At 38.6% G+C, this 26,083-nt stretch carries 24 protein-coding genes; 15 read left to right on the top strand and 9 right to left on the bottom strand.

Annotated elements, in window-relative coordinates:
* Positions 1-683 precede the first annotated feature (683 nt).
* From L1D51_RS06655 to L1D51_RS06585, 15 genes are all read left to right on the top strand, one after another.
* On the top strand, positions 684-1,061 hold the full coding sequence (locus L1D51_RS06655) for a hypothetical protein (RefSeq protein ID WP_239963250.1): 378 nt from the start codon (positions 684-686) through the stop codon (positions 1,059-1,061).
* Between the two features lie 110 nt (positions 1,062-1,171).
* Positions 1,172-2,332: a porin gene (locus tag L1D51_RS06650; protein ID WP_239963249.1), complete on the top strand. Its 1,161-nt coding sequence runs from the start codon at positions 1,172-1,174 to the stop codon at positions 2,330-2,332.
* 13 nt (positions 2,333-2,345) lie between these two features.
* A complete protein-coding gene (locus L1D51_RS06645; RefSeq protein WP_239963248.1) occupies positions 2,346-2,873 on the top strand; it encodes a c-type cytochrome in 528 nt (175 codons plus the stop codon).
* Positions 2,874-2,955: 82 nt separating this feature from the next.
* On the top strand, positions 2,956-3,369 hold the full coding sequence (locus L1D51_RS06640) for a MerR family transcriptional regulator (protein WP_239963247.1): 414 nt from the start codon (positions 2,956-2,958) through the stop codon (positions 3,367-3,369).
* Between the two features lie 101 nt (positions 3,370-3,470).
* Positions 3,471-5,708 carry a heavy metal translocating P-type ATPase gene (locus tag L1D51_RS06635; RefSeq protein WP_239963260.1) on the top strand — a complete coding sequence of 746 codons (2,238 nt, stop codon included), beginning with the start codon at positions 3,471-3,473 and terminating at the stop codon, positions 5,706-5,708.
* A gap of 17 nt (positions 5,709-5,725) precedes the next feature.
* Positions 5,726-6,079: a cupredoxin domain-containing protein gene (locus L1D51_RS06630; RefSeq protein ID WP_239963246.1), complete on the top strand. Its 354-nt coding sequence runs from the start codon at positions 5,726-5,728 to the stop codon at positions 6,077-6,079.
* 8 nt (positions 6,080-6,087) lie between these two features.
* Entirely contained in the window at positions 6,088-6,441 is a 354-nt protein-coding gene (locus L1D51_RS06625) for a P-II family nitrogen regulator (protein WP_239963245.1), read from the top strand.
* Positions 6,431-6,766 (top strand): DUF2933 domain-containing protein, encoded by a 336-nt coding sequence (locus L1D51_RS06620; RefSeq protein WP_038642668.1) that lies wholly within the window; start codon positions 6,431-6,433, stop codon positions 6,764-6,766. The genes L1D51_RS06625 and L1D51_RS06620 overlap by 11 nt, the downstream gene beginning before the upstream one ends.
* Complete coding sequence (locus tag L1D51_RS06615; RefSeq protein WP_239963244.1) at positions 6,759-7,424, top strand: methyltransferase family protein; 666 nt, start codon at positions 6,759-6,761, stop codon at positions 7,422-7,424. Before L1D51_RS06620 ends, L1D51_RS06615 begins: the two co-directional genes overlap by 8 nt.
* On the top strand, positions 7,408-7,830 hold the full coding sequence (locus L1D51_RS06610) for a hypothetical protein (protein ID WP_239963243.1): 423 nt from the start codon (positions 7,408-7,410) through the stop codon (positions 7,828-7,830). The genes L1D51_RS06615 and L1D51_RS06610 overlap by 17 nt, the downstream gene beginning before the upstream one ends.
* A 10-nt stretch (positions 7,831-7,840) precedes the next feature.
* A complete protein-coding gene (locus L1D51_RS06605) occupies positions 7,841-8,212 on the top strand; it encodes a cation transporter (protein ID WP_239963242.1) in 372 nt (123 codons plus the stop codon).
* A gap of 36 nt (positions 8,213-8,248) precedes the next feature.
* Positions 8,249-8,599, top strand: a complete 351-nt coding sequence (locus tag L1D51_RS06600) for a hypothetical protein (protein WP_239963241.1) — start codon at positions 8,249-8,251, stop codon at positions 8,597-8,599.
* A 111-nt stretch (positions 8,600-8,710) separates the two neighbouring features.
* Positions 8,711-10,219 (top strand): thymidine phosphorylase family protein, encoded by a 1,509-nt coding sequence (locus L1D51_RS06595; RefSeq protein ID WP_239963240.1) that lies wholly within the window; start codon positions 8,711-8,713, stop codon positions 10,217-10,219.
* Positions 10,220-10,222: 3 nt separating this feature from the next.
* Entirely contained in the window at positions 10,223-11,140 is a 918-nt protein-coding gene (locus L1D51_RS06590; RefSeq protein WP_239963239.1) for a ribose-phosphate diphosphokinase, read from the top strand.
* Positions 11,137-12,525 (top strand): MBL fold metallo-hydrolase RNA specificity domain-containing protein, encoded by a 1,389-nt coding sequence (locus tag L1D51_RS06585; protein WP_239963238.1) that lies wholly within the window; start codon positions 11,137-11,139, stop codon positions 12,523-12,525. Before L1D51_RS06590 ends, L1D51_RS06585 begins: the two co-directional genes overlap by 4 nt.
* A gap of 841 nt (positions 12,526-13,366) precedes the next feature.
* Here the strand turns inward: L1D51_RS06585 and L1D51_RS06580 are convergent.
* The 9 genes from L1D51_RS06580 to mobH all read right to left on the bottom strand — a co-directional run.
* A complete protein-coding gene (locus L1D51_RS06580) occupies positions 13,367-16,567 on the bottom strand; it encodes an efflux RND transporter permease subunit (protein WP_239963237.1) in 3,201 nt (1,066 codons plus the stop codon).
* Between the two features lie 11 nt (positions 16,568-16,578).
* A complete protein-coding gene (locus L1D51_RS06575; protein WP_239963236.1) occupies positions 16,579-17,850 on the bottom strand; it encodes an efflux RND transporter periplasmic adaptor subunit in 1,272 nt (423 codons plus the stop codon).
* A gap of 58 nt (positions 17,851-17,908) precedes the next feature.
* The gene (locus tag L1D51_RS06570) at positions 17,909-19,126 is read right to left on the bottom strand and encodes a TolC family protein (RefSeq protein WP_239963235.1); all 1,218 of its coding nucleotides are present in this window, start codon (positions 19,124-19,126) and stop codon (positions 17,909-17,911) included.
* An 83-nt stretch (positions 19,127-19,209) separates the two neighbouring features.
* Positions 19,210-19,569: a hypothetical protein gene (locus L1D51_RS06565; RefSeq protein WP_239963234.1), complete on the bottom strand. Its 360-nt coding sequence runs from the start codon at positions 19,567-19,569 to the stop codon at positions 19,210-19,212.
* A 53-nt stretch (positions 19,570-19,622) separates the two neighbouring features.
* Entirely contained in the window at positions 19,623-20,492 is an 870-nt protein-coding gene (locus L1D51_RS06560) for a cation diffusion facilitator family transporter (RefSeq protein ID WP_239963233.1), read from the bottom strand.
* Between the two features lie 206 nt (positions 20,493-20,698).
* On the bottom strand, positions 20,699-21,385 hold the full coding sequence (locus L1D51_RS06555; RefSeq protein WP_239963232.1) for an IncC plasmid conjugative DNA transfer DtrJ family protein: 687 nt from the start codon (positions 21,383-21,385) through the stop codon (positions 20,699-20,701).
* Positions 21,382-21,915: a hypothetical protein gene (locus L1D51_RS06550; RefSeq protein WP_239963231.1), complete on the bottom strand. Its 534-nt coding sequence runs from the start codon at positions 21,913-21,915 to the stop codon at positions 21,382-21,384. The genes L1D51_RS06555 and L1D51_RS06550 overlap by 4 nt, the downstream gene beginning before the upstream one ends.
* A 50-nt stretch (positions 21,916-21,965) precedes the next feature.
* Entirely contained in the window at positions 21,966-23,987 is a 2,022-nt protein-coding gene (locus L1D51_RS06545) for a type IV secretion system DNA-binding domain-containing protein (protein ID WP_235404409.1), read from the bottom strand.
* Positions 23,971-26,083, bottom strand: a 2,113-nt coding sequence (gene mobH, locus L1D51_RS06540) for a MobH family relaxase (protein ID WP_239963230.1), incomplete at its 5' end; no start/stop codon positions are given. The genes L1D51_RS06545 and mobH, both read right to left, overlap by 17 nt.

Genomic DNA, 26,083 nt, shown 5'->3' with positions numbered 1-26,083 from the left:
TACGTCAGATATCAGTCCCGACACTAGTTGGGAGGCATGCTTTTATAGGCCGGCACATATATAATACTGCGGCAGAATTGAATTTAAGAACCTAATGCTAATAAAACGTTTTCCTTATTCACCAGAACTAAATCCAATAGAATTAGTACGGCTCTGGATTAAATTGATTTAATCTTTATCCGGAATGGTATTGTTGAGTATACTAAAAATTTAGACTTAAACCCTCGTCACTGTCGAAGAACAGAGGGACATTTTGTTATTTTTGATGAGTGGGTGTTGGTTATGCCCAGAATGGAACTGATCGTTTTATGCCCAGAATGGAACTGATCGTTGTAGAGTACTGAGCTTGGATTAAATCAAATGGAGTTAAAGGTTAGTATATAAGCCAAGTGAGCTTAAAGTTGAACAGTTGGAAAAATGCTCTCTTATTTAGGGCCAGTTATAGGTACAGGGCTTTTTATTCTAAAGGTGCTTATGCCTGGGTTCAATCTTATCAGTTTAAATTGGATAGGCCTGCGATATTCAATTAATTTCGAGCTTGAAATGTAATTAGAGGCTCGAGTTGAAACTTTGATCTAGATCAAAAAAAGTTTTCTAATGTATGATAGGGTGAACGGGTTTAATGTGTTCTAGAAGAAAAAATGTTCAGATTCTGTAGTTGGTTTAAAATAATAGTGGTTACTATGTTGCTCTCGCAGCATAGTTTTGCTGTTGCTGAACCCATGAGTTGTGAACATCAAAAGGATTCTTCTACTACACACATTATGAAATCTGCTACAGATATTCATTATGATTCAATAAGTGACAATAACCTCCACCACGTTGAAAACTCACATGATGCTACACACAATCATGTCGATGAAGAATGTGAAAAATGTAATCCTAATGATTGCTTTTGTTGTGAAGGTGGTTTTTGCGCAAGCTTTTATTTTAATGCCTATTTTGAGCAAGAGGAAGAAGTAGCTAACAGCAACATTAACAAAGAATTAATTATTCAACGAATCCCTTCTCCAGATTCCGGCATACATCTCTTACCTTACCGCCCCCCAATTATTGTTTAATTAAGGGATTCGTGCGTCTTTTTTTCGCCAATCTCATCAAAACATAGTTACTTATTAGTTGGTATAGAAAACCAACTGTTTTGAACAATTAGCACAATATTTTGGGAGGCATGATGAACATGCTCAAATTATTGCCTATTGCAATAGCTACAGCTGTTGTGAGTGGACAACTTTTAGCGAATGAACAACAAGAAAATAGTCGCTTCGCGATAGCGGGGTATGGTGATGTAAAATACGAAGACAGTAAAGTAATGGATTCCAGTGCATTTAGTGCACGATTCATACCTATATTCTTGTTTAGTCTCAATGACAAAATTCATATTGAAGCTGAAACTGAAATATCAATTGATCAACAAGGGGAAACCGAGATCGAGCTTGAATATGCTGATATTCATTATTTCCTTTCAGACACTACTACCTTTACCGCAGGTAAACTTTTACTCCCATTTGGTCAATATGGTCCTTATCAACATCCTAGTTGGATAAATCGCTCAGTTTTCTCTCCCGGCATTTATGGTGGGATAGGTGGTCATGGTGGATATCAACCTATGCAAGGTTTACTGCCAGTGATGAGTGATATTGGTGTTGGTATTCAACACATAATTCCTTTAGGTAAAAATCAGAAAATATTCTTTGATTTATATATGACCAATGGTCTTGCTGCTGAAGCACCTCATGATGATGAAGAAGAAGGCCATGATAAAGAATCTACTTTGGAAGGGAACGAAGAAGTTGATGAGCATACTTTGGAACTTCCAGAACTAGCATTTGAAGCAAGAAGTGGGGACAACAATTCTGATAAAGCGCTTGGTGGTCGTATTTCCTACGCTTTTTTACCGGGAGTAGAGGTAGGCGCATCCTATTACACAGCAAAATATGATGATGATCAAAAACTTGGTTTTACCGCAACTGGCTTTGATATCAACTGGATTGGTAACCACTACATTGTCAGAGGGGAATACATCAAAACAGAAACCGATGACTTCGAAGAAGATGAACATGAAGAAAACAAAGTGACCACATTTGATCGCAATGGTTGGTATCTCCAAGCAACCTTTATGGCAGGAAAAATGTTCAATGTATTACAGGGGACAGATTTCGTTGTTGAATATGCTGAGACCAATAAAATTAACGAAGCAGAGCGTTGGGCTTATGGCATTAATTACTGGTTAGACAGTAGAGCTGTCATTAAGGCGACATACGAAGATACAACTGTTCACGATGGTGAAGATGATAAACGCTTCGCTATTCAATACAGCTACGGATTCTAAGGGGGTTACTACAATGAAATCAATTTTACAAATATTACTGGTTGTCAGTTTACTTCTTTTGTCTGCTTTTAGCTCTTATGCAGAAGAGAAAATATCAGGTGCAGAAGTGATCAATAACAACTGTGCAAGATGTCATAATGCTCGTGCTGTGCATGAGTTTTCTATTCCCGAATGGAAAGTCATTATGCCGCACATGCGAGCAAAAGCACATTTAACAGGACAGGAAACGAAAGCTGTTCTTGAATTTTTGGAGCTGACTAGCCAAAGCGTACCTCAGGAGAGAAAAATAGAGCCAGAAAACGCGATAGCGCCTGATGGAAAGCAATTGTTTACTCAATTTGGCTGCCAAGGTTGCCATTCATTGCAAGGTGATGGTGGCACTTTTGGCCCTGCATTAGATGAAACGATTAAAAACAAAGGGATCGGCTTCTTTATTAAGAAGCTCCAAAACCCTCAGTTTAACAACTCATCTTCACCTATGCCTAAAATGCCGCTAAATGATCAACAGATAGTAGCAATAGCTGAGTACATTAAATCATAAGGAGGAGCTTGACCTGTGTTCTAGACACAGGTCTAAGCTGCGGGTGAGAGTACAAACTTAGGTGGAAAACTAAGGAGTAAATATGAAAGTAACAGAGCTGGCAAAAAGCCTTCGAACTACTGCTGATACGGTACGCTATTACACGCGATTGGGACTGTTAAAACCTGTTAAATCAGTGAACGGCTACAAGTCATATTCGAATAAAGAGGTATCGAGACTTAAATTCATTTTAAGTGCTAGAAAACTTGGTTTTTCCGTAGCAGATATTATGCAAATTATTAACGAGTCTGAAGATGGCAAAAGTGCGTGCCCATTAGTCAGAAGTCTGATCAAAGAAAGGCTTGAAGAAACAACTAAGCAGTTTCAAGCCATGCTAACGCTTCGAAACAAAATGTCATTAGCTATTTCACAATGGGAAAAAATGGAAGATAAAGCGCCGACCCCACATATGGTTTGTCATCTCATCGAAAACTTTGAGCAAATAGAAAAGACATAGGAGGAAAAATGGTGATTACTAATACAAATATTGAAAATCAATCCGGCTGTTGCTGTCAGGCAAAAGCTCAATCCTCTTCGTGTAAAAGTAAGGAGAATACGTTGGAGAAAGTATCACATCACCAACAGCTCATCATAGAAGGAGCTGGTTGTGCTAGCTGTGTTGGCAAAATTGAAGGGGCTTTAAAGGCAACTCTTGGTGTAGTCAGTGCAGAAATGAATTTTGCTGATAGAACTGTAATAGTATCAGGGACAGCTAAAACCGAAGAATTGATTAAAGCTGTTGAGTCTGTGGGCTATAACGCGAAACCAATCGATGATAGCTCAGCAATAGAAGCGCTTGACGAGAAAGAGGCTGCTGATTGGGCATATTACAAAAAGCTAATACGCGATACGTTTATTGCCCTCTCACTCGGGGTTCCTTTGATGATCTACAGCATTGTAGTTGGAGAGATGACTGTTGAAACCAACTTTGAGCGTATATCTTGGCTAATTGTTGGCATTTTAACTTTTGGTGTTATGTATTTTTCGGGCAAGCATTTCTATATAGGTGCTTGGAAGAGCTTCAAAAATCATTCAGCCAATATGGACACTCTAATAGCTTTAGGAACAGGCACGGCTTGGGTGTATTCAATGGTTGTTGTGTTTGCACCTGACTCAGTTCCATTGATGGCACGGCATGTCTATTTTGAAGCCACCGCGATGATTATTGGATTAATTGATTTAGGTTTGGCATTAGAAATAAAAGCCAGAGGAAAAACCTCTGAAGCTATCAAACGTCTTATTGGATTGCAGGCGAAAACAGCAACGGTAGTTCGTGATAATAAAGAGGTTCAGATAGGTATCGAACAGGTTTTGCTTCATGATGTTGTGAAAGTAAAGCCAGGTGAAAAAATTCCCGTAGATGGTGTAGTGTTGGAAGGACATACCTCTATTGATGAGTCCATGCTTACTGGCGAACCTATGCCTGTTGAGAAAGCCGAAGAAGATGAGGTTGTCGCTGGTACTTTGAACAAGTCAGGCATGATTTTGTTTAGAGCGACACGCGTTGGTAAAGATACCGCGCTTGCTCAGATCATTAATATGGTGAAACGAGCGCAAAATTCTAAACTTCCTATTGGTCGCTTGGCCGATGTGATTTCCGCTTATTTCGTTCCTGTTGTCATGATCATCTCAGTATTAAGTGCTCTAGCTTGGCTTAACTTTGGCCCTGAGCCTGCCATTGCTTTTGCCATCGTTTCAGCTACTACCGTACTAATTATTGCCTGCCCATGTGCTTTGGGCTTAGCAACTCCTATGTCTGTCATGGTCGGAGTAGGAAAGGCAGCAGAAGCTGGTGTACTTATTCGAAACGGCGAAGCACTGCAAACCGCTTCTAAAATCACAGCCATGATTTTAGATAAAACGGGCACCATTACTGAAGGATCACCGAAGGTAACCGATATTGTTTTAGCAAAGGGTACAGACGAAAATGACGTGTTACAGCTTGCTGCAAGTTTAGAGAGTGGTTCGGAGCATCCATTGGCTCAAGCGATAGTTGAAAGTGCGTTAGAGAAAAATATCGAACTGCTAAACATCAAAGCCTTTAACGCCATTACAGGCTTTGGTGTTGAAGCACGTTGTGAGAATAAAGTATTACTTTTCGGCAACGATAAACTAATGAAGTTAAAAGGAATAGATCTTACTGGCTTTGTTGGAAAAGCCCAGTCTTTAGCAAAAGAAGCTAAAACACCAATGTACTTTGCTGTTAATGGCGAATTGGCAGCAATTATTGCTGTTGCAGATCCTATTAAGTCAGACTCTATCTCCGCTATCAAACGTCTTCAGGCTAATGGTATACGCGTCATCATGCTTACAGGTGATAACAAGGAAACCGCAGCCGCTGTTGCTAAAAAAGCGGGTATAAGTGAATTTCTTGCTGAAGTGCTACCAGAAGATAAAGCTAATAAGGTTAAAAAGTTACAAGAGAGTGGCAAAATTGTTGGTATGACAGGTGATGGCATCAACGATGCTCCGGCACTAGCGTTAGCTGATGTTGGTTTCGCTATAGGCACAGGTACAGACGTAGCCATAGAAAGTGCGGACATTACCTTGATGCGCGGTTCATTGCATGGTCTTGCCGATGCCATAGCGGTAAGTAAAGCGACTTTACGTAATATCAAACAAAATTTATTTGGCGCATTTATTTACAACGTAGCAGGCGTACCTTTTGCAGCAGGTGTTTTATATCCTTTCTTTGGCATTCTACTTAGTCCTGTTATAGCGGGGGCAGCAATGGCGTTTTCGTCATTGACCGTTGTGTCAAATGCGAATCGACTTCGCTGGTTCAAAGCTAAATAGCATTAAGGAGAATCACAATGATGATAATTAACTTATTAGGCTTAATGTTAATCGCGCTGATTGTTTGGTGGTTTTGGCTATATAAACCCAATAAAACAATCGTTCAAGGTAGTGAAGTACTCATTGAAGTGAGGGATGGCGTGTATTCCCCATCCTCAATTCAGGTGTCTGCTAGCCAACCTGTCACCCTGAAGTTTATGCGCAAAGATCAATCACCCTGCGCTGAAACAATGCTTATTCCTTCATTGGATATAAGCGAACAGCTTAAATTGAATGAAATTACTCAAATTACCCTATTGAACTTATCACCGGGAGAGCATGAGTTTCACTGTCAGATGCAAATGTATCGCGGTGTATTGAAGGTCGTGTAGGGGGGCTTATGAATATGAAAAAAGTAACCGCCATTTTTGATGAAATGGTACTGGCAAGAGTGGAAGAGGCATTACTTTCACATGGCTATAAAGGCTTTACCTTACATAAAGCGATGGGAAGAGGGGCATATGCTGATACGTATAACAGAAATCACTTATCTGAACATTTAGTGATGACCATTTATGTTGCCTTCGATGATGCAGAACATGTTGCTAAAGCTTTGCTTGATGCAGCATATACCAACGTTGAAGGAGAAGGACTAGTTAGTATCTCCCCTGTGGATAATCTCTTCTGGATAAATTCTAAGTCTGAAGCTTCAGCGCAAGATTTACGGTCTATCGGAGGCCAACATGAAAAATGAACACCCAAAATTTTGGTCAACACCGACAGGATGGGCTGCATTATTGCTTATTGCAGCAGCTACCTATTTTTTAATCTTTGAACATGGTCAACATGTTGTGCAATTTCTTCCTTATTTGATTTTATTATTGTGCCCGTTGATGCACGTTTTTATGCATGGAAGTCATGGTAAACATGGTCACGATCATTCGCATGCACCTGATGAGAAAAAGGAGGAGAACTTTCAAGAACTCACAGAAAAAAATACCGCCTTTCGAGATGGCTACATACAAGGGTTAGAGGAAGGACGAAAAGAATCTCATCACAAGGAGAACGATAATGAATGAGACATATGATTATGGCTTATGGTCAATGGTGATACTAAATTCGGCAATATTTATCTTCTTTGCCTTTAGTTTCGTAAAGCCAAAAACATCAACTGATTGGCGAAGTCTTGGTGCATTCTCTGCTTTTGTCGTCGCCCTATTTACTGAAATGTATGGCTTTCCTTTAACTATCTATTTTCTGTCGGGGTGGCTGACAGAAACCTATCCAGAAGTAAATTTCTTTGCACACGAGAATGGGCACTTATTACATACTTTCTTTGGTTTTGAAGGTAATGCCCATTGGGATCCATTGCATATTGCTAGCATGGTATTTATAGCTGCTGGTTTCTTCATGCTGTCGTCAGCATGGAACGTATTGCATCATGCTCAAAAACATCATCAATTGGCTACAACTGGATGGTATGCAAGGTGTCGCCACCCACAGTATGTAGCTTTCATTCTAATTATGTTTGGCTTTTTATTGCAATGGCCGACAATCCCAACACTTGCGATGTTTCCGATCTTAGTCGTTGTTTACTTCAAACTAGCGAAACGCGAAGAAGCACAAGCGATTGCTGAATTTGGTTCGGAGTACCACAGGTATATGAAGTCGACACCAAGTTGGATCCCAAATTTTAATAAAAGTGTAGAAGGTAAAAATCATGAAAACGTTAACTAAATCAGTTTTATTTATTGGTTCACTACTGGTAACCACTAGCTCATTTTCCCAAAACAATGAGCATAAACATGAAGGTGCGAACAAAGCTGATATGCATCAAAGCATAGCAATGTCACATGAGAACATGGGAACAATGAATAAAAAGATGGTGGAAATGAAAAAGGAAGTTCTTGCCATCAAAGCTGAAAGTAATCCTGTAAAGCAAAAGCTGATGTTGGCTGAATATTACAGCTCAATGATGAAGATGATGCAATGCATGCACAACAACGTGGAAGTAATGTCAGTGGAAAAGCAAGTCAAGATGGCTGAACATCACCTGGAAATGATGGAAAACATGATGCTTAAAATGAGAGAAAAGATGGCAGAAATGAAAGGTATTAACCCACAACATTCACACTCACATTAGGAGATAAGTTATGAGTGATTTAGAGCATAGAGTTGGCGTTAGAGAGCAGAACTTAGTTGTTCGCAATTTGAGATTGAGTAATGTCACAGAAGAAAAGTGTGATGAGTTAGTCAAAGAAATTGATCAGCTTTTTGGTATAGATGAAGTCAGTTACAACATAAAAGAAGGTGAAATTCACCTAGCTTACGATGCTGTAAATATAAGCCTTGATGGGATAGAGGAAGTGATTCGTAAACATGGTGCCGATGTTCATGATGATTGGTGGACACATACCAAAGAAAGCTACTACAAATTTGTTGATCAAAACGTAAAAGATAATTCAGAACATAAGCCGTGGAGTTGTCACAAAGTTCCTCCGAGTGCAAGTCGGAAAAATAAGTAAGTTCAATCAATTTATAAGTTAGATGAGGAAAAAATAATGAAAACAATCAATGTGAAAATTCTACTGATATTTGTATTTGGCTTCTTTTTAGCAGGTTGTTCTAATACTCCTTTTTATCATAAAAATTTCATGAGGGGCCAAGTGGTTGAGCAGTCTACAGGTAGAACTCTTATTTGTATTGGTGCTAAACATGGTGCCGAAGTAGGACAAAAATACAGTGTTATTCGTTTTCTTGAGGTAATAGCACCTGATGAAGGTGAAGATTCGTACACCATTGAAAAAGTGGGTACGGTACAAATTACAGAGATCGTTAATGATCACTTTGCCACAGTAAAGCTCCTATCTGGTGACATCGAGGCTAAAGACATGGTTGAACTTGAAGAGTAAAGAGTCTTTCAGAAAAACGTCCAAATATGGTAGGGCTGTAAAGAAAATTGCATTTGTCCTGCCATTTCATTCTAGATTGTGTTGTTGTGTTAAATAACAAACGAGAGTGTAATGAAAATAAAAAAACATATCCTTAATGCATATGATATGGGGATTGATACTCACCAAGAGCCTGTCGTCTACATGCGGCAAGACTGTCATATTTGCCGTGCTGAAGGGTTTAGTTCAAATGCCCGTGTTTTAGTAGAAGCGAATAATAACAAACTAATCGCAACATTAAACGTTGTTCGAAACGACACATTGTCTTCATATCAAATAGGTTTATCCGATATTGTTATGGCTGGGTTAGATGCAATTGAAGGGCAACCTTTGCGAATAGCTCATGCTCCCGTGGTCAATTCTTTGGGGTTTGTAAGAAAAAAGATCTTTGGTTTTAAATTGAGCTACGAAGAAATATCTCAAATTATTGCCGATATTAGTGCGCATAATTTTAGCGATATAGAAATTGCTAGCTTCTTAAGCGTTTGTGCTGGAAAAAGACTAAGTAGTGATGAAATCATATCTTTAACTAAAGCGATGGTTAGTTGTGGAAAAGTGCTAGAGTGGGAAAACCATCATAAAGTGTTTGATAAACACTGTATTGGAGGCTTACCGGGTAATAGAACAACGCCATTGGTTGTTTCTATTGTGAGTGCTGCTGGTTTGATCATTCCAAAGACATCATCAAGAGCTATCACTTCCCCAGCAGGCACAGCAGATACTATGCAGAGCTTAACAAGTGTTAGTTTGAGTATGGAGGAAATTAAAAGAGTTGTTAACAATACGGGAGCTTGTTTGGCTTGGGGTGGAGCTGTAAACCTTAGTCCAGCAGATGACATGCTTATTCGTATAGAACGAGCATTAGATCTAGATGGTGAAGGTCAGCTTATTGCATCGGTCTTATCTAAAAAGATTGCTGCGGGTTCAACACATGTCATCATTGATATTCCAGTAGGAGAAACTGCCAAAGTTCGAATGAGGGAGGATGCTGAGCGATTAGCAATGCTATTCACTCAAGTAGGTGAAGCGTGTGGTATCAACGTTAGATGTTTGATTACTGATGGTTCGAAACCCGTAGGGTATGGCATTGGCCCTGGTCAAGAGGCAAAGGATATCTTGGCCGTTCTAAATTGTAGAGACGATGCCCCAAGTGATCTAAGGGAACGCTCACTTATTTTGGCTGCAAACTTGTTTGATATGGATGATGGAGAAGGGCTGGAATCAGGGCTGCTTCGTGCAAGGTCAATTTTAGAAAGTGGTCAAGCTTTAAAGCAATTTAACAAAATTAGAGCATTACAAGGTCAAATAAAAGAGTTAACCAATTCAAAATATAGTCATCAAGAGCTAGCCAGTACCAGTGGGGTACTTGAAGCAATTGATAACCGTAAACTTGCTCGTCTTGCTAAGCTCGCTGGTGCTCCTTTCTCTTTAAATTCAGGTTTGAGACTGCATACTAATGTCGGTAATCAGGTAGTTGATGGAGAACCTTTATTTACGTTATTTAGTGATAGCCAAGGTGAAATGAGTTACGCACTAGATTATTACCTAAACAATTTAGATATGTTCAAAATTCAAGGATAGTTTATGAATTCCTTAACAAAAAAAGTTATTGTTTTCTCATTAAATTCAGATTTATTAGCTGCTAGCTTAAGTGAGAAGTTAGGTGGTTATCTAGGTCAATACAGTTCACGTAATTTTCCGGATGGTGAGTCTTATCTGCGCATTGAAAGTAATTTAGAAAATAGTCATTGCATTGTAGTAGCAGACTTATCCCACCCTAACAAAAAGTACCTACCTCTCATTTTCTTGCTTGATACATTGAAAGAGTTAGGTGCTAAATCTGTCGGTTTGGTAGCACCTTATCTCAGTTATATGCGGCAAGACAGACGATTCATAGATGGAGAAGCTATCACATCCAAGCTATTCGCAAAATCTATTTCTAAGCACATAGATTACTTAGTGACAGTAGATCCACATTTGCACCGTTATCACTCCTTGGATGAAATATATTCTGTGCCTAGCGTTGTGGTACAAGGAGCACCAGTTCTAGCTCAATGGCTTAAAGGACAGTCAAATTTGTTTTTAGTTGGTCCTGATTCAGAGAGTGAACAATGGATCATTAGTATTGCCAAAGTAAGTGGTCACTCTTTCGTAATTGGCGAAAAGAATAGGAAAGGTGACCGTGATGTAGAAGTGTCGTTGCCAGATCTTAGTGCTCAAGCTGGCCTAACTGCTGTAATAATAGATGATGTTATTTCTAGTGGACAAACGATATTAAGCTGTATTTCAGCCCTGAAGAAAAAGGGAATTAAAGATATTAAGTGTGCTGCTGTCCACGGAATATTTGCTGATGGCGTTGATCAAATTTTGCTGGAATCGGGTTTATTATCACTTATTACAACAAATACCATCACTCATCCTTCAAATGATGTAGATATTTCTTCCGTGCTTGTTGAACCTGTTATTGAATGCTTGTCAAAAGTTAAGAGAGTATCAATATGAAAATTACATTTTTAGGTGGTACTGGAACAGTTACAGGATCTAAGTATCTAGTCGAAACAGCCACGACAAAATTGTTAATTGATTGTGGTTTATACCAAGGCTATAAATGGTTAAGAAAGCGGAACCGAGAGCCATTACCCCTAAATATTAATGAATTAGATGGCATTGTTTTAACGCATGCCCATTTGGATCATTCAGGGTTTATTCCAGCCATTTACAAACAAGGCTATCGTGGACTAGTGTACACCCACGGTGCAACATTAGGGCTTTGTTCTATCTTGTTGCCGGATAGTGGACATATTCAAGAAGACGATGCCAAGTTTTATAGTAAGCATAAACTTAGTAAACATGAAACGCCCGAACCTTTGTATGATAAGCAAACGGCTCGAGATAGCTTATCTATTTTTGAAACGGTTGACTTTGAAGAAGAAACTGTAGTCGGCGATATCACCTTTTATCTGCAACCTGCAGGCCATATTCTCGGGGCTGCCAGTATTATTTTAAAAGCAAATGGAAAAACTATTGGGTTTTCAGGCGATGTTGGCCGTACTAATGATCTGTTAATGCCGCCTCCTAAAGCATTACCTAAATTGGATTTGTTATTGCTCGAATCTACTTACGGTAATCGGGAGCACTCTACTGATGACCCTTATGATCAAGTTGCAGATATTATCAATAAAACGGTGAAAAAAGGAGGTGTCACCCTTATTCCCAGCTTTGCTGTTGGCAGAACAGAAGTAATTCAACATATTCTTGCGATCCTGATTGAGCAAAAAAGAATTCCGAAAATTCCTATATTCCTTGATAGCCCTATGGCGATTAATGTTTTTGATTTTTACTGTCAGTACAATGAATTAATTAAGCTTTCAAAAGAAAATTGTCACAAGATGTGTAATGTTGCGTCTTTTGTGCGAACTGTAGATGAGTCTAAATCTTTATCGGAAGTCGCCATGCCGCACATTATCATTGCAGGAAGTGGTATGGTGACAGGAGGGCGTATCCTTCACCATCTTAAGAGACTTGTGGGAAACAGTCGCACTACTGTTTTATTTACTGGTTATCAGTCTGGAGGAACTAGGGGTGGAAAAATGTTGTCCGGCGTAGATACAATTAAGATTCATGGCAAATGGCTCCCAGTGAAAGCAGATGTAGAAGTGGTACATGGATTGTCTGGCCATGGTGATTTTAAAGAATTAACTCAATGGTTATTGTCGTCACCATTAAGTAAAAACACACCCATACAACTTGTGCATGGCGACCCTGAAGCGAGCGAAACATTTCGAGATTATTTGAGTCAACATACGGGTTTTGATGTCAGTATTGCAAGTTATAAAAGCATCATCAAGGTTGAGCAACTCTATTTTAAACAAGCCGATAAGCAATGAAGATCAGAACCAAAATTCTTATTGTAGGTGGTTGTGGAAATGTAGGGCACTTTATTGTAGCAGAATTGGCTAAGGATTATTCTGACGATCTTATCATAGCGGGTCGAGATTTTTTTAAAATCCCAAGCAACGGCAAAAAAGTTTGGTGATAAATTTTCAGCTAAAGTTTTAGATGTAGATTGCAGCGTTTTTCAGGAAGAAGCATTCTCAGATGTTAAACTGGTGATCACGTGCATAGATCAGCGTAACACTACACTTGTTGAGTTTTGTATTGTAGCCCCGCAATATAGTTTCATACTAAGCGGTGTTCTAGGGCCTGTGTTTTTGTTTGGAAATTTGAAGATGGGAAAATAGAGTTTCATACTGAACTGGAGACTCTGTCAGATTGGCCTAGATTTCAAATAATAAAGTTTCACCCTAACGACATATATCCCTATTAAAACACAACGTAAAGTTTTAGCTCAATATCATCACATTAAGTCTGAGCTCTTTGATAAGCTATGTACACTCTGCATATAACCATCAATACTCAGAAATAAATTCCATTACTCAGAAAGAAAGTGAAGTTTTTTTATTAAAGTCATAGGTAAGGAATTCTAATGGTAAAAATTCTGCAAATTCATTTAGTTTAACTGACTGATTGCTAAGATCTATAACATGCAATCAAGTAATTAAAGAAGGCAGAATCCAGTGAAATTATTTAGATGAAACTATCTAAATTAACAATAAATCAGTATCGATAAGCTAGCTATAGCTTTAGAATAGTGTAATGCTATTGCGTACTTAAAAAAGTCACCACGCTATTATTAGCATGGTGACTTGAAAGCTAGTGGTGATAAAATTATCGCGATAGCTCTTTTATTTTTGCTTTTGAAAACCAGTTAAATAAAACAGGTAAAACAAATAATGTAAGTAGTGTTGCAGTTACTAATCCTCCCACGATAACACTTGCTAACGGCCTCTGAATTTCCGCTCCAACGCCATTGGACATTAACATCGGTATTAAACCTAAAGCAGATGTTATTGCTGTCATAAGAACAGGTCTTAAACGCGATATAGCTCCGTCAAATACAGCCTTATTAACTTCTATGCCATCTCTAATTCGCTGATTAATACTCTCGACCATCACTACACCGTTTAGTACAGCAACGCCAAATAGTGTAATAAACCCAACGGAACTTGGTACAGATAGGTATTGCCCAGATAAATATAAAGAGAATACCCCACCTATCACAGCAAGAGGAACGTTTACTAATATGAGCATTGCTTGGCCAACAGAGCCAAAAGCGAAATAAAGTAATAATGCTATTAGAGCAAGTGAAAGTGGGACAACGATAGCCAATCTATTTTGAGCACGTTGCTGGCTTTCGAATTGCCCCCCGATAGAAACAGAATAGCCAGCAGGTAAATCTACCTTATCAGTAATTGCTTTTCTGATATCTGAAACAACACTCCCCATATCTCTATCTTGCACATTTGCTTGAATAACAACGCGCCTTTGAACGTCATCTCTTCTTACTTGTGGAGGTCCTGATTCATACGAAACTGAAGAAACATCACCTAATCTAACCCAAGCACCAGTAGGAGACTGGACGCGTATATCAGCAATAGCATCCTTATTTTGGCGATATTCTTCCTTGATGCGCACGTATATATCGTAACGCTCATTGCCATTGATGATCTGTCCAGCTTCAACACCGCCTATGCCATCTTGTACAACTTCCATTATATCGCTAACTGACAGACCAAACCGTGAAAGTTCTTGTCTATTGGGCTTTACAACAAGTTGAGCTTCGCCTGCAATTTGCTCCAATGCAACATCTCTAGCTCCTTCGATACCACTTATTACTGTTTCAATTTCTTGGCCTTTTGTTGACAATATATTAAGGTCTGGGCCGAATAATTTAATCGCTAGCTGAGCTTTTACACCTGATAATAGTTCATCTACACGAGTTGAAATGGGCTGAGAAAAATTAAGTAACAGGCCCGGATATTCTTCTAATGACCTCTCCATTTTTTCTTGCAGTTCATAGCGGTTTGTTGCACTTGTCCAATCAGATGTTGGTTTTAGACCAATATAAATTTCAATATTGTTCACTGGTTCAGGATCACCTCCTATTTCAGCTCTACCAATACGACTTAAAGCATATGTGACTTCTGGGAATGCCAACAGTTTTTCTTCTAGAATAGGAGCTACCGTCAAAGCGGTGTCTAAGCTTGATGAAGGAGCAAGTGTTACTCTTAAATTTATTGTTCCTTCCTCCAGCTCTGGAACAAATTCAGTTCCTATGTAGGGGATTGTAGCGAAAGCAGAAACCACTAGAATTATTGATATTGAAACAACCAGCTTCGTGCGATTAAGTGCGAATTTAAGCCCTTTCCTATATATCTTATCTAAAGGTTGTAATACAAAACTTTCTCTTTCTTTCACACCTTTGTGAAACATGTAGGTAGCTAATGCAGGGACAATGAAAAGAGCAACTACGATAGCTGATATAACGGCTAAGATGATGCTTACTGCCATTGGTTGGAATAGCTTGGCTTCAACACCTTCAAAGCTAAATAGTGGCGTGAACACAACTAAAATGATCGAAGCAGCAAAGAATACTGGGCGAGCAACTTCTTTTCCGGCTTGTTTAAGACGTAATTTAATACCGTGAACATCGTTTTCTACATCATGTGGATCGTTATCCGATAAAGAAACGCGTTTTTTCACACTTTCTGCGTGAGCGGGGTCAGGTGTATTCAAATGCTTAAACATATTTTCAACCATTACCACAGAGCCGTCTACTAACATTCCGATTGCTACTGCAATGCCTCCCAAAGACATCAGGTTTGCAGAGATCCCCCACCAAGACATTATCATTAATGCAATTCCAATAGAAATTGGGATTGAGATGAGAACAAGAAAGGTTGCTCTTAAGTTCATCAAAAATAATGCAAGAACAATACAGATGAAAATAAACGCTAGTATCAGAGCATTAACGACGGTGTTTACAGCTTGTTCTATTAAATCAGCTTGATCATAGAAAGGTTCGAATCTAACTCCTTCAGGCAGGGCTTGATTAATTAATGGAATTCTTGCGTTTATGCCGTCAATAGTAGCTTTTGTATTTGACCCCATTCTTTTAAGCACAATACCAGAAACAACTTCACCTAAGCTTTCAACTTGCCCATTTTCGTTCCTTCTAGTCATTGTGACAGCGCCTTGTCGAATCTCACTACCAATTTCGACTTTGGCAACATCTGATATTGTGACAACAGCTCCGTCTAGTGTCTTAACTGGAACTTGCTTAATATTTGTGATGCCAGCTTCGCCACTTTCAAACCAACCTGTGCCTCGAATGACGAGTTGCTCTTGTCCTCTATTCATGTACCAGCCACCAACATTGGCATTATTTGCATCAAGCGCTTTAACTATATCCTCTTGTGTTAACTCATACGATAAGAGTTTAGATGGTTCAACATTAACTTGATATTGCTTAACACTACCACCGAAAGATAAAACATCTGTAACACCATCTACAGGCATGAGTAATAATTTGACAATCCAGTCATTTAGGCTTCTAAGTGACATCGCATCATATCCAGTATCATAGCTAGATATCAAAAGGTATTGAAACACTTGACCTAGACCAGATGTGTTAGGTCCCATTTCAGGCGTACCGACTCCTTCAGGTATAAGCTCCTTGGCAGCTTGAAGCCGCTCAAAGACTAACTGCCTTGCAAAGTAGATATCAGTACCTTCTTTAAACACGACAGTCACGCCAGACAAACCTGTTTTGGAGATAGAGCGTACTTGCTCAACGTCTGGCAAAGCGTACATAACGGCTTCTATCGGATAAGTAATAAGTTGCTCTACTTCTTCTGCTGCGAGTCCGGGAGCTTCTGTATTTACGGCAACTTGTACATTAGTCACATCAGGAAATGCATCCAAATTTAGTTTTGGAATCATCATAATCGCGCTTACAACTGTAGCGATTAAAGCTAATATAATGAGGAGCCGATTATTTATAGAAAAGTCTATTATACGATTAAACATACCCGTTCTCCTTAGTGATTGTGCGGATCAAATCCGCTTTTAGCAATTTCAGATGCAACAAAGAAGGCTCCTTTGGTCACAATACGGGTTCCACTATCTAAGCCTATAATTTCTCTCAAATTTCCTAAAGCTCTACCCAATTTTATTTCTGTTGCTTTAAACTCACCTGGATGACCTTCGACGAAAACAGTCCAATCACCATCCGCGCTTCGGATTAGAGCGTCTTCTGGCACAGCCATCACTTTATCTTGAGTTGCAAACTTGAAATTAACCTTTACGAACATACCAGAATGAAGTTTGTCGTCTTCATTGTTAACTGCAAGTCGAATTATTCGTGTTCTAGTTATAGGGTCTATGGTGTGTGCTTCTTGAATTACTTTTGCATTATACGCTTGACCTTCAAAAGTAACGTAAGCTTCAGAATCTATAGATACTTGCAAATTTTTATTTGGTGAAACTTTTGCCTCAACCCACAATTGCTCTTCATCGGCTATCATCATAATCGTATCACCAGCTGCAACGCGTTGGCCTTGAATAAAGTCATCCTGTAAGACAACACCTTCACGCGGAGCTATGAATGAGTATTGACCAAATGTATTAATATCTTTGTTTGAAATTCTAGCGATCGACTTTTCAGTTAAGCCTAAAGCGATGAGCTTACTATATGTGGCGTTGTATGTAGTTTGTGCTTGTAACAAGCGACTTTCACTGACGGTTTTACTACCTAGTGTTCTTATTCTTTGCCACTCTGTTGAGGCTATTAGGTAATCAGCTTGTGCCTGTGCTACAGTCTCACTAAATAAAGTAACTAATGTTTGTCCTATTTCAACATGCTCACCTAGGGTAGCATGGCGGCTAATAATGACAGATTCTGTTCTTGGTGAAACAACGTAACTACTGTAGCCATTTGCTTTTATCTCTCCGGGCGCATAAACGGTACTAAAATGGTATTCTGGGTTAATACTGTCCACTTTGATGGTTGCTAACGACAATTTTTGAGGGTTTAATGTTATACCTTCTTCATGTTCATCTTCGGTTTCATCCTTTTTTAGATTGTTTAGTGGGTTATTTTGATGTGTTAAATCATCATCATGTTTGTTTTCTGAATGCTTATGTTCTTGTTCATTATCATGCTTATGTTTGTCTACTTCCTGTTGACGTTGGACACTTGTTTTATTTTCAGTGTTGAGAGTAAGAGCATAAACTTTATTGTATGATAAAAGCTCAAGAAAAATACTTCCAATTGCTAATATTAGAATTTTACTTTTGATTACTGTTTTCATATCATTTACCTATAATTCTTTTTAAATTTGAAAAATCTTCACTAGTTGAACTGAATGCCTAAATTTCAAATTTGGAAATTTGTCCAATGCTTTGAATAAAAGATACTTCGGAAAGCTTGAATTGTTTCTTTAGTTGAATGCCTGAGAGTAGTCCTTCGGTCCGCTGGCTAAACGCGAATAAATAATCCGAAGTGTTTATATCTCCAGCTTCCCACCTAGCATTTAGCAAACTCAAACTATTACCTAATCTGTTTTGCATAAGGTTTTTCCACCTTTCAAAGTACTTTTTATTTGTGATCAGTGATTCAAATTTAGCTTGAGCTTCAAAAGTTTGACTTCGATATTTTGATTGGAAATTTGCCTCTGCTGCTATGGCTTCTAAATTGGCAGCTTTCATTACATCAGAGTAGTTGTTTCTAATGTTCATAGGCATAGAAAAAGTTAGACCAACTATATTCTCGTCATTATTTTTTCCTGCGCTAACCCCAATGGTGGGATTTGCTTTATACTCTATGGAAGTTAGTTGGGCTTTTAACTTCTGTTCGTGCCATAGAGCTTTTGCTTGAAGAACAGTTGGGTGCTGTTCAATCCATTCTTTCTTGAATGTGTAGTTTTCAATATCAATTGAAAAAGAAAGCTTGTTTTGGAGTTCTGGTGTCCAATCTGGTAATAATTCTCGAACTTTTACTTCAGCAGTTTTCAAGGCAGTCTGATATTCAGCTATCTGAATGAAAACTTGTGATAGGTTTAAATAAACTAACTCCGCATCTAAAGGCTCAAGAATTCCTGCATCTAGCTTCTCTTCTACAATATTGAGTAAAGTTTTGAGTTGCTTTTCTCTTTCAATGACGAGCAAAGATGCTTCTTTGGCTGCCTGCCATGTAACGATGGCCTGAATTGCATTAGCTTTTTTGGATTCTAGTAAATCCAATAATTGCTGCTGGCTAGCATAAAATGCGATTTTACCAATTGAATCATTGATAGTACGTTTATCCCATAAATCTATTGTTTGACTTAATCCGATTGAATAATTGTTAAAGTCACCTTCCTTCTCGAAACTAGCTTCAAAATCGGGGTTATAAATCGCCTGAGTTAGGCTTCTTGCCCGATAATCACTTGCTTTTAGTAATTCTTTCGCTTCAATAACTTCAGGATCTTTGTTTATTTGAGTGTCTATCCACGAAACGTTTTCTTGTTTACTGTAAGCTATACTGGTAAAACTCACAGCCACGGTTAAAGTCAGGAATACACCTGAATGTTTTACATATTTATACATAAGACTCTTAATCTATTTATTAGTTAATCAAACCCATTCATCTGCTATAGATGACTATTAGGGCAGTTAAATATTTAATATGATTAAGATATAGGAGGGCGCAAAATAGCGTCTAAATATTCTTTTGTTTGGTCGAATTTATTAGGAATATTATTGATAGTGGTTAGTGGAACGGAAATATTAATATTATCAATGATAACCCAAGAGAGATGACTTCCACTGCAATGGCCACAGTGATGACAGTCACTAATATTATGACCGTCTTCACTAATTTCTTCACCATTGCTGCTTATATCATTTTTATGTTCATGTTGAGTTTGAATGTGATCAATATCTATTTGATGAAATTGAGATGTAGCAGACGCGACAGCAGCTAACGATTGTAAAACAATCGAAACAACTAATAGCAATTTGATAACACCGGTAAAATTCAATTTAATCACCTTTCAAAACTAGCGCATACAACATACCAGAAAACGGTTGCATCAGCTAGTTTTTATTCCCCATTATCTCGGCAGACTTCACCTGGAAACTCAAATTCAATAGTTGTGTGAGACAAGTTAAAATGAAAAAGTTCCTCTGCTATTATGCTTTTTAATTCGAGAAGCTTTTCAATATCATAGTTCTGAGCTAATTCTAAATGAGCTGTCAGTACATGTTTTTCACCGTCTAATGACCAAAAATGCATATGGTGGACTCCTAGAACTTCAGGGATTCTAGTTAAAACGTCTTCGATATCATCGTGAGATTTTTGATCAGGTGTTCCTTGGAGGAACAGTAACAATGTAGCTTTTAGGTTTTTGAGAACATTAAATAAAATGAATAGTGTAAAGCATATTGACAGCAATGGATCCAATATAGGCAGCTCCACAAAAAGTAGCACAATTGAAACGATTAAAACTGCGACCCAACCTAAAACATCTTCTAGGAGGTGCCATGTTAGGACTCGTTCATTTAACGTTTTTCCAGCTCTTAATTTGTAAACAGCATAGCCATTTACTGTGACTCCTAATAATGCTAACCCTAGCATTCCTTCAATCATAGGCATTTCAGGGTTGAATAGCCTTGGAGTTGCTTCAAACAAAATCCATATTGAACCAACAACTAACACAAGACTATTTACTAATGCACCAAATAGGGATAACCGTTTATAACCGTAGCTAAATCTATCAGATGGCTTTTTATCGGAAAAGCGGCTTAAAATCCACGCAAAACCTATTGAAAGGCTATCGCCAAGATCATGCACAGCATCAGCCATAATAGCGGTGCTATTAGTTAACCAGCCACCTATGAATTCTACTATTGTGAAGGATACATTTAGAAAAAATGTCCAACCTATTCGGCTCTCTTTGTCATGATTATGCATTTTACGCCTCTAATGTTTTTCCGTTTCAAATGACTGCAATATTAATGTTAACTTAAGGGAAATATGTCGGCCTGATGCGAAAAAGGATAAAGCAAGTGATAACTCAAGTACAGCAAATGAGCTGCGTTCCTAAGTTGGCAATATAATTTCAGGGATTAGCTGGCCAATTATGGCCAGCTTTTTGTGCAGGTGTGACCTTGCTTGAATTATATATGCTTTTGCAGTGTTGCTATGTATCTAGATGTTAGGAATGATGCAAATAATAAAGCAATAAAAGGTATGTATGCCCCCGCTGTGGGGTAAAAGTTGGGTAGGGCGAAATAGACAATGACACCTACTAAAATACCTTTGATTAGCTTCTTAATAACTAACATACGAGTCTTTGTTTTGTTACCGAATGTATAAGCCCTAATTCTCCAGCTATAAACACCAATAACTAGTTGAGCAAGAGCGAATGGCACTAAAATATAAAGCCAAATCATTAAAAGGTTTGCTCTGTGTAAGGTTTGGTATGTAAGCGTTTGTATGTTGTTTATTACTCTTTTCACTAAAGGCAAAAGTTTTGCTGTTAGCCTGGCTAAAGGGTTTTTATCGTCTGTATCTCGATTTACTTTGTCTAAGAAATACTGCTTAAATCCTGACCTCACAATGATTGTGTTGTAGTGCCTATACGATGCATCTGTAAGGTTAAGCCAATTTTTTTCACCGATGGCCTTGTAGCTCGCTTTAACTTCATTTTCTAGCATTTTGTTAAAGCTGGTGGGGTTTAAAGCAAGAACCTGTGCTGCTAACGCAAATAGAATAAAGATGAATAACTTTGAGTATTCTTTTTTTCTATTTTGCTCTCCAGACTTATCCTTATACAGGTCTTCGCTGTCATTCTCATAAATCATGACGAAAACGCCTCCTTGAATGTAAGGGTTTTATTTTCATCGAAATTAGGAATGCCGAAATAGAACAGGTGTGAACGCTTCACAATCTTGCTCATTAGAAAGTGCTGTATCATCAATAATGATTCTTGATTTAACTCTTTTTCAATCAAGTTTGGTTTAGCGCGTATTGCTGAGTTCTTGTGCGTGATGAGAAACTGGCTGATTGTCTCTAAGAGTGGGTCCCATACTGCAATACACGAGCCTGAGCCCCCTGTGTAGACCATAACATCGAGTACGGCTGTAAGTTCACTTGTAACCGTGAAGAGAAAGGCTTTAAAAAACTCTGCTCGGCTCAGATGTGAATTATGTACAAGAGAGTGCTGACCAGCTTTGTTAATGATGTGATTAAATAGATCTACATCTTGTTGTGGATGCTTCAATTCATCCCCAATAAAATCTAACAAATATCGAAGTGTTTCTTCCACAGCAGGTGCTTTCTTGTAGATGACCGAGTATATGTGCTTGTTATCTTCTGAAAGTGAATTATTCACATTGCTTTTTTTGTAGCATCTACTTTGGATTTTATATACTTTTTCTCTACTCATCGTTGTATTACCGGTACTTTAGCTTTGATTGTTCTGCCGTCAGCAAGTCGTGCTACATATTGTAAAATAGGCAACGAACCAAGTAGGCTTTCGTTAAATGCTTTGTCGTTTTGTTGTGTAAGCCTCTCAGCGTATGAAGAACCAAAGTCAGTCATGTCGTTTGTGTTCCCTGAACTTTGACCTAAAGTGATTTGTTGGCTGGTTATTGGCACTTCACCAAATTGGCTGGAAGCATATTCTTGAGTTGATGTGTCGTTTGCTCTCATAGAGAAGAAGTTGTTGCACAGACCTAATACACGGTTTGCAGTAGCTGGGTCTGTTTTAGCTTCAATATCAGCTTTAGTTTGGGTTGCAATAAACATTTGCATAAATGCTGCACGACCTTGGGCTAATAAATTCAAAAGAGCATCATTCCCGGCAATCGCTGCATGTACTTCATCCACAAACACCGCTACTCGACGTCCTCTCCCTTCTGAGAAGTTGTATCGTGAACCTGCTACAGCAGCAATGTCAGCTAAAACAAGTTTACTTAAATAACCAGCTGTCTTTGTGTCGCTGAGAGAATCAAGTGCCATGTAAAGTAGTCCTCCATTTTCAACGATGTCTGAAGTGTCTACATAACGACTGTCTTTCTCTCTTATTTTCCCTGATTTCTTTGATACACCTTCAATGTGATTTGATGTGTAATCTATACTTTCACTTTCAGCTGTATCGTATCTAGTATCCTCATCACGCGCATCTAAGCTTTCTGCTATCGCCTCTTCTGGTGATATAAGCTCATCCATAGGTGTAGATGTAAGGACGCTAAAAATAGGAAGTAAATTAGCTGTCATCTTTTGCATATGCTCGGCGTTGTGCGTAAGCAACTGAATTATGCCATCCACTTCTGGTGATTGATGTTGTTGAGATATAACTTGTTGATAGTAATTTAGCATTTGCTCTAAACGAGTTTTCCCGAAAGAGCTCATTTTGGCGCTAAGTTGAGTCTCCCAATCTTCCCCTAAGCATTTAGCGTAGTGTCTTTCAAGGCACTTTTGAGTTAAGGCGGTTTTGCCTGTTGTCACATAACGAGCAATCGATTTGATTTGTGGTTGTATGCCCGCATAAAGCATCGCGTTAACTGTTGAGTTTATGACGTTCCAGTTGAATCGAATGAAGCTATCTTCTTTACCCGACTCAACCATAATGGATGCGATACGTTCAGCTATCTCAGTCGGTCTATTCCAGTTTTTAATCGGATCTATTGTGCAAGATGTAGATGGTTTAGAAGGGTGAAAGTAGTGGAAGTGCTCGCCCTTACCAAAATGTTCCATTTCCAATTGTAAAGCTTTGCGCCAAGATGAATCGTTTTTTGGGTCTAATACAATGACGGTATAGCCTTTGTGGATCATCGCGAGGCTAAGCAAAATGAACATTGTTGTTTTACCGGTACCAACATTGCCCATAATCATAGAGTGGCCAAAGAACGTTTCAGCATCTACGTATTGCCTTTCTGCATCCCCGACACCATCAATCCATGGCTTACCGCCAAGCTTTAACGTTTCTTTACGCCATTTTTTAACGAATGGTTTAAGAAATAGTGGAAGCTTCACTTCTTGTTTGTCAGAGTATAATCCTTGTATTTGATATGAACGATTTGCATGCTCCACGCCCCATTCAAATCCATTTCCAATGAATATCTTGTTATTTCCCTTCTTTTTGTTGTTTGGATTTAGGATATTCTCTTTAGCCATGTGCTCTTGACGTATTGCTTTTATATCCTCGAATTCAATCTTGTTGAAGAAGATTTTGCACTGGCGTTTGACTAGTGGAATTGCCTTTAGAGTGTAGTGTCCACATTGAGCGGTGAGTATTGTAGTGATTCCAAAACCCACCATACCGATATGGCCTTCACTCTCAATAACGCTTGAAGTAAAGGTTACAACACCAGCGGCTAAAGAGGCGTAAGCCTTATTTAATTCATATACAGGTCGGTATAAATTTTCGTGGAATAATGGGTTACTACGTTCCTGCGTCATGTTTCACCTTAATATGTATGTCATTCTTATCTTGTACGATTGAACTCGACAAGATATTTGTTTCGCTGGCTTTGCTGTTTGTGACGGCATTAACAAGAGTTTTCTTATCTCTTATAGGTGCAATTAAAAAGCCGTCTCTTAACTCAACTTTTTCGTGAATAATGTTTCCAAATAATAATTCAGCAGTCTTAAGGGTTAAGCCAATAGCAAGCAGAGATTCAATATCTAACTTTGCTTTCTGAGATGTATTATCAGCCGCGGTTACATCTGAACTATCCTGATTTTCATTTGATTTCGGCTTTTTTTCAGCTTTTTGGTTTTGACTTGGTTCAAGCGACTTCGCTTTAACGTATTTACGCTTATTGATGATGAAGTAACGAATTAATGCTGGTGGCTTTCTTTCGATAAGCCCCGCTTTTTCAAGTTCGTTTTCTAGATTGTCGTCAAGGTTGTCTTTCCATTTATCATCAACAAGGTAGTAGTTTTGACCATCGATTAAAATCGGTTCTAATGTCCTTATGAACTCAATGGCTTTGGTCGTTGAAGTCACCTTAATGCCACTCTTGGGTTTTAGGGCTGCTTTTTTAAGTGTTGTTTCGTTATTTTGCTTTTCCGGTACCTTTGCACTTTGTTGGTTGGTTGGAGCAAATAGCTCACCATTAGTGTTCTTTGGTTTTTCCTTTTTAGGTTTATCTTTGTTTGGGCTATCCTTTTGAGCTGCTTTTGCTTTTTCAGATGGATTGTTAGGCTTAATGGGCTCTTCCGCAGTAGCTTCTCCTTTGGCTTTACTGGTATTAGGCTTGCCGTTTTTTTGCGGGCTTTTTGTTGCCGAATGCTCAACTTTCATTTCTAGAGAATCACTATTAGCTTTTAAGTGAGCCGCAGCCTCATGAGCAATAACATTTTCTTCGCTTATGTATCGGTAACCCTCACTTGAGTAGATGACTGCGTTTAGCCCCATGTCGAGTTTTAATAGGCCGTAACGGTTTGGTGGAATAACTTCACCTTTAAGCAAAAATAAAGGCCACTCCAGACGAATAACGCCAATACCGCCCTTAAGATTTTTACTGATGAGTAAATCAATACCCTCAGACAGGTTAGTAACTGTTTCAAAAAAGAGCGCGTAATCAGTTTTTTCTTGCTTACGAAGAATGCCCCTATCCATCATTTTTTCACGCAAAAGACTTGGGTTGTTAGGAACAGTTGGATCTGATTGATGCATTTCCTTTGCTAACTCATTGAAGCATTCAGGCCACCGAAGGTATATCTCGTTATCAATAGCAATAGCTTTACCTTCTGTTAGCCATACTTTGGCCTTATCTTGCATTAGCTTGAGGATTTTCTCGTGTAATGCTGACTTCCTTGCGCCAAGGTCATTGTCCCAAGTTGTTTGAATGTCTTTCGCAGTTGAAACATAGTCAGCTGAGCGAACAGCTCTCTGTAAATAGCCATCTATACCTTGATAGTTTGCAAGCGTGGTGCTTATATCTTCAAGCAAATTGCCAGGGCATGTGCCTATGTACCTCTTTGCATCAGGTGTGAGGATTTGTTGAAATATGGGTTGCGGAGAAACTTCATGCCCCTTATGAATTCTGTCTTTTCTCCATCTAATGCCAACTTTTGTTATTTTGTTTTTTTCTTTCCAACTAACAAGGTCCTCTATAATTGGAATCCAGATATTATTTGGGTTGCTTTTATCGTAAATATCCATATCAGTTTGCATCTTCCCTGCATCGTGCACTAAGCCGCAAAGCCATGCGGCGTACTGATATCTTTTTGTTCTTTGTCTCTCGATGTCTAGAGGGAATTCTTGAGGGAGGAATTGAGACTTTGCTTGCCTTAATGCCAAATCAGCTACTTGTAAACTATGTTCAATTAAGCCGAACTCTTTAGCATGGTGATAACCCTCAGAAGCTGGAAGGTTGCCACAATATCTAGCGTAGTTTTTAATCGTATCTATAAATAGACCCTGAAAGGTTAGGTTCTCTTTTTCCCAATCATGGCAATTTCCAAAACAGTAGCGAGTTTGAGCAATTAAATATTTATTATCATCAATGATCTGATTAACTAACTCTGGGCTATTCGAACTATCAAGA

It is taken from the genome of Pseudoalteromonas shioyasakiensis, assembly GCF_022398475.1.
In the GTDB taxonomy this organism is placed as follows: domain Bacteria; phylum Pseudomonadota; class Gammaproteobacteria; order Enterobacterales; family Alteromonadaceae; genus Pseudoalteromonas.
This window is presented reverse-complemented; position numbering and strand designations above follow the sequence as displayed.

What these genes read in the sequence shown, in the direction of transcription:
- L1D51_RS06655 (WP_239963250.1), top strand. Translation starts at nt 684, where the DNA reads ATGTTGCTCTCGCAGCATAGTTTTGCTGTTGCTGAACCCATGAGTTGT.
- L1D51_RS06650 (WP_239963249.1), top strand. Translation starts at nt 1,172, where the DNA reads ATGATGAACATGCTCAAATTATTGCCTATTGCAATAGCTACAGCTGTT.
- L1D51_RS06645 (WP_239963248.1), top strand. Translation starts at nt 2,346, where the DNA reads ATGAAATCAATTTTACAAATATTACTGGTTGTCAGTTTACTTCTTTTG.
- L1D51_RS06640 (WP_239963247.1), top strand. Translation starts at nt 2,956, where the DNA reads ATGAAAGTAACAGAGCTGGCAAAAAGCCTTCGAACTACTGCTGATACG.
- L1D51_RS06630 (WP_239963246.1), top strand. Translation starts at nt 5,726, where the DNA reads ATGATGATAATTAACTTATTAGGCTTAATGTTAATCGCGCTGATTGTT.
- L1D51_RS06625 (WP_239963245.1), top strand. Translation starts at nt 6,088, where the DNA reads ATGAATATGAAAAAAGTAACCGCCATTTTTGATGAAATGGTACTGGCA.
- L1D51_RS06620 (WP_038642668.1), top strand. Translation starts at nt 6,431, where the DNA reads ATGAAAAATGAACACCCAAAATTTTGGTCAACACCGACAGGATGGGCT.
- L1D51_RS06615 (WP_239963244.1), top strand. Translation starts at nt 6,759, where the DNA reads ATGAATGAGACATATGATTATGGCTTATGGTCAATGGTGATACTAAAT.
- L1D51_RS06610 (WP_239963243.1), top strand. Translation starts at nt 7,408, where the DNA reads ATGAAAACGTTAACTAAATCAGTTTTATTTATTGGTTCACTACTGGTA.
- L1D51_RS06605 (WP_239963242.1), top strand. Translation starts at nt 7,841, where the DNA reads ATGAGTGATTTAGAGCATAGAGTTGGCGTTAGAGAGCAGAACTTAGTT.
- L1D51_RS06600 (WP_239963241.1), top strand. Translation starts at nt 8,249, where the DNA reads ATGAAAACAATCAATGTGAAAATTCTACTGATATTTGTATTTGGCTTC.
- L1D51_RS06595 (WP_239963240.1), top strand. Translation starts at nt 8,711, where the DNA reads ATGAAAATAAAAAAACATATCCTTAATGCATATGATATGGGGATTGAT.
- L1D51_RS06590 (WP_239963239.1), top strand. Translation starts at nt 10,223, where the DNA reads ATGAATTCCTTAACAAAAAAAGTTATTGTTTTCTCATTAAATTCAGAT.
- L1D51_RS06585 (WP_239963238.1), top strand. Translation starts at nt 11,137, where the DNA reads ATGAAAATTACATTTTTAGGTGGTACTGGAACAGTTACAGGATCTAAG.
- L1D51_RS06580 (WP_239963237.1), bottom strand. Translation starts at nt 16,567, where the DNA reads ATGTTTAATCGTATAATAGACTTTTCTATAAATAATCGGCTCCTCATT.
- L1D51_RS06575 (WP_239963236.1), bottom strand. Translation starts at nt 17,850, where the DNA reads ATGAAAACAGTAATCAAAAGTAAAATTCTAATATTAGCAATTGGAAGT.
- L1D51_RS06570 (WP_239963235.1), bottom strand. Translation starts at nt 19,126, where the DNA reads ATGTATAAATATGTAAAACATTCAGGTGTATTCCTGACTTTAACCGTG.
- L1D51_RS06560 (WP_239963233.1), bottom strand. Translation starts at nt 20,492, where the DNA reads ATGCATAATCATGACAAAGAGAGCCGAATAGGTTGGACATTTTTTCTA.
- L1D51_RS06555 (WP_239963232.1), bottom strand. Translation starts at nt 21,385, where the DNA reads ATGATTTATGAGAATGACAGCGAAGACCTGTATAAGGATAAGTCTGGA.
- L1D51_RS06545 (WP_235404409.1), bottom strand. Translation starts at nt 23,987, where the DNA reads ATGACGCAGGAACGTAGTAACCCATTATTCCACGAAAATTTATACCGA.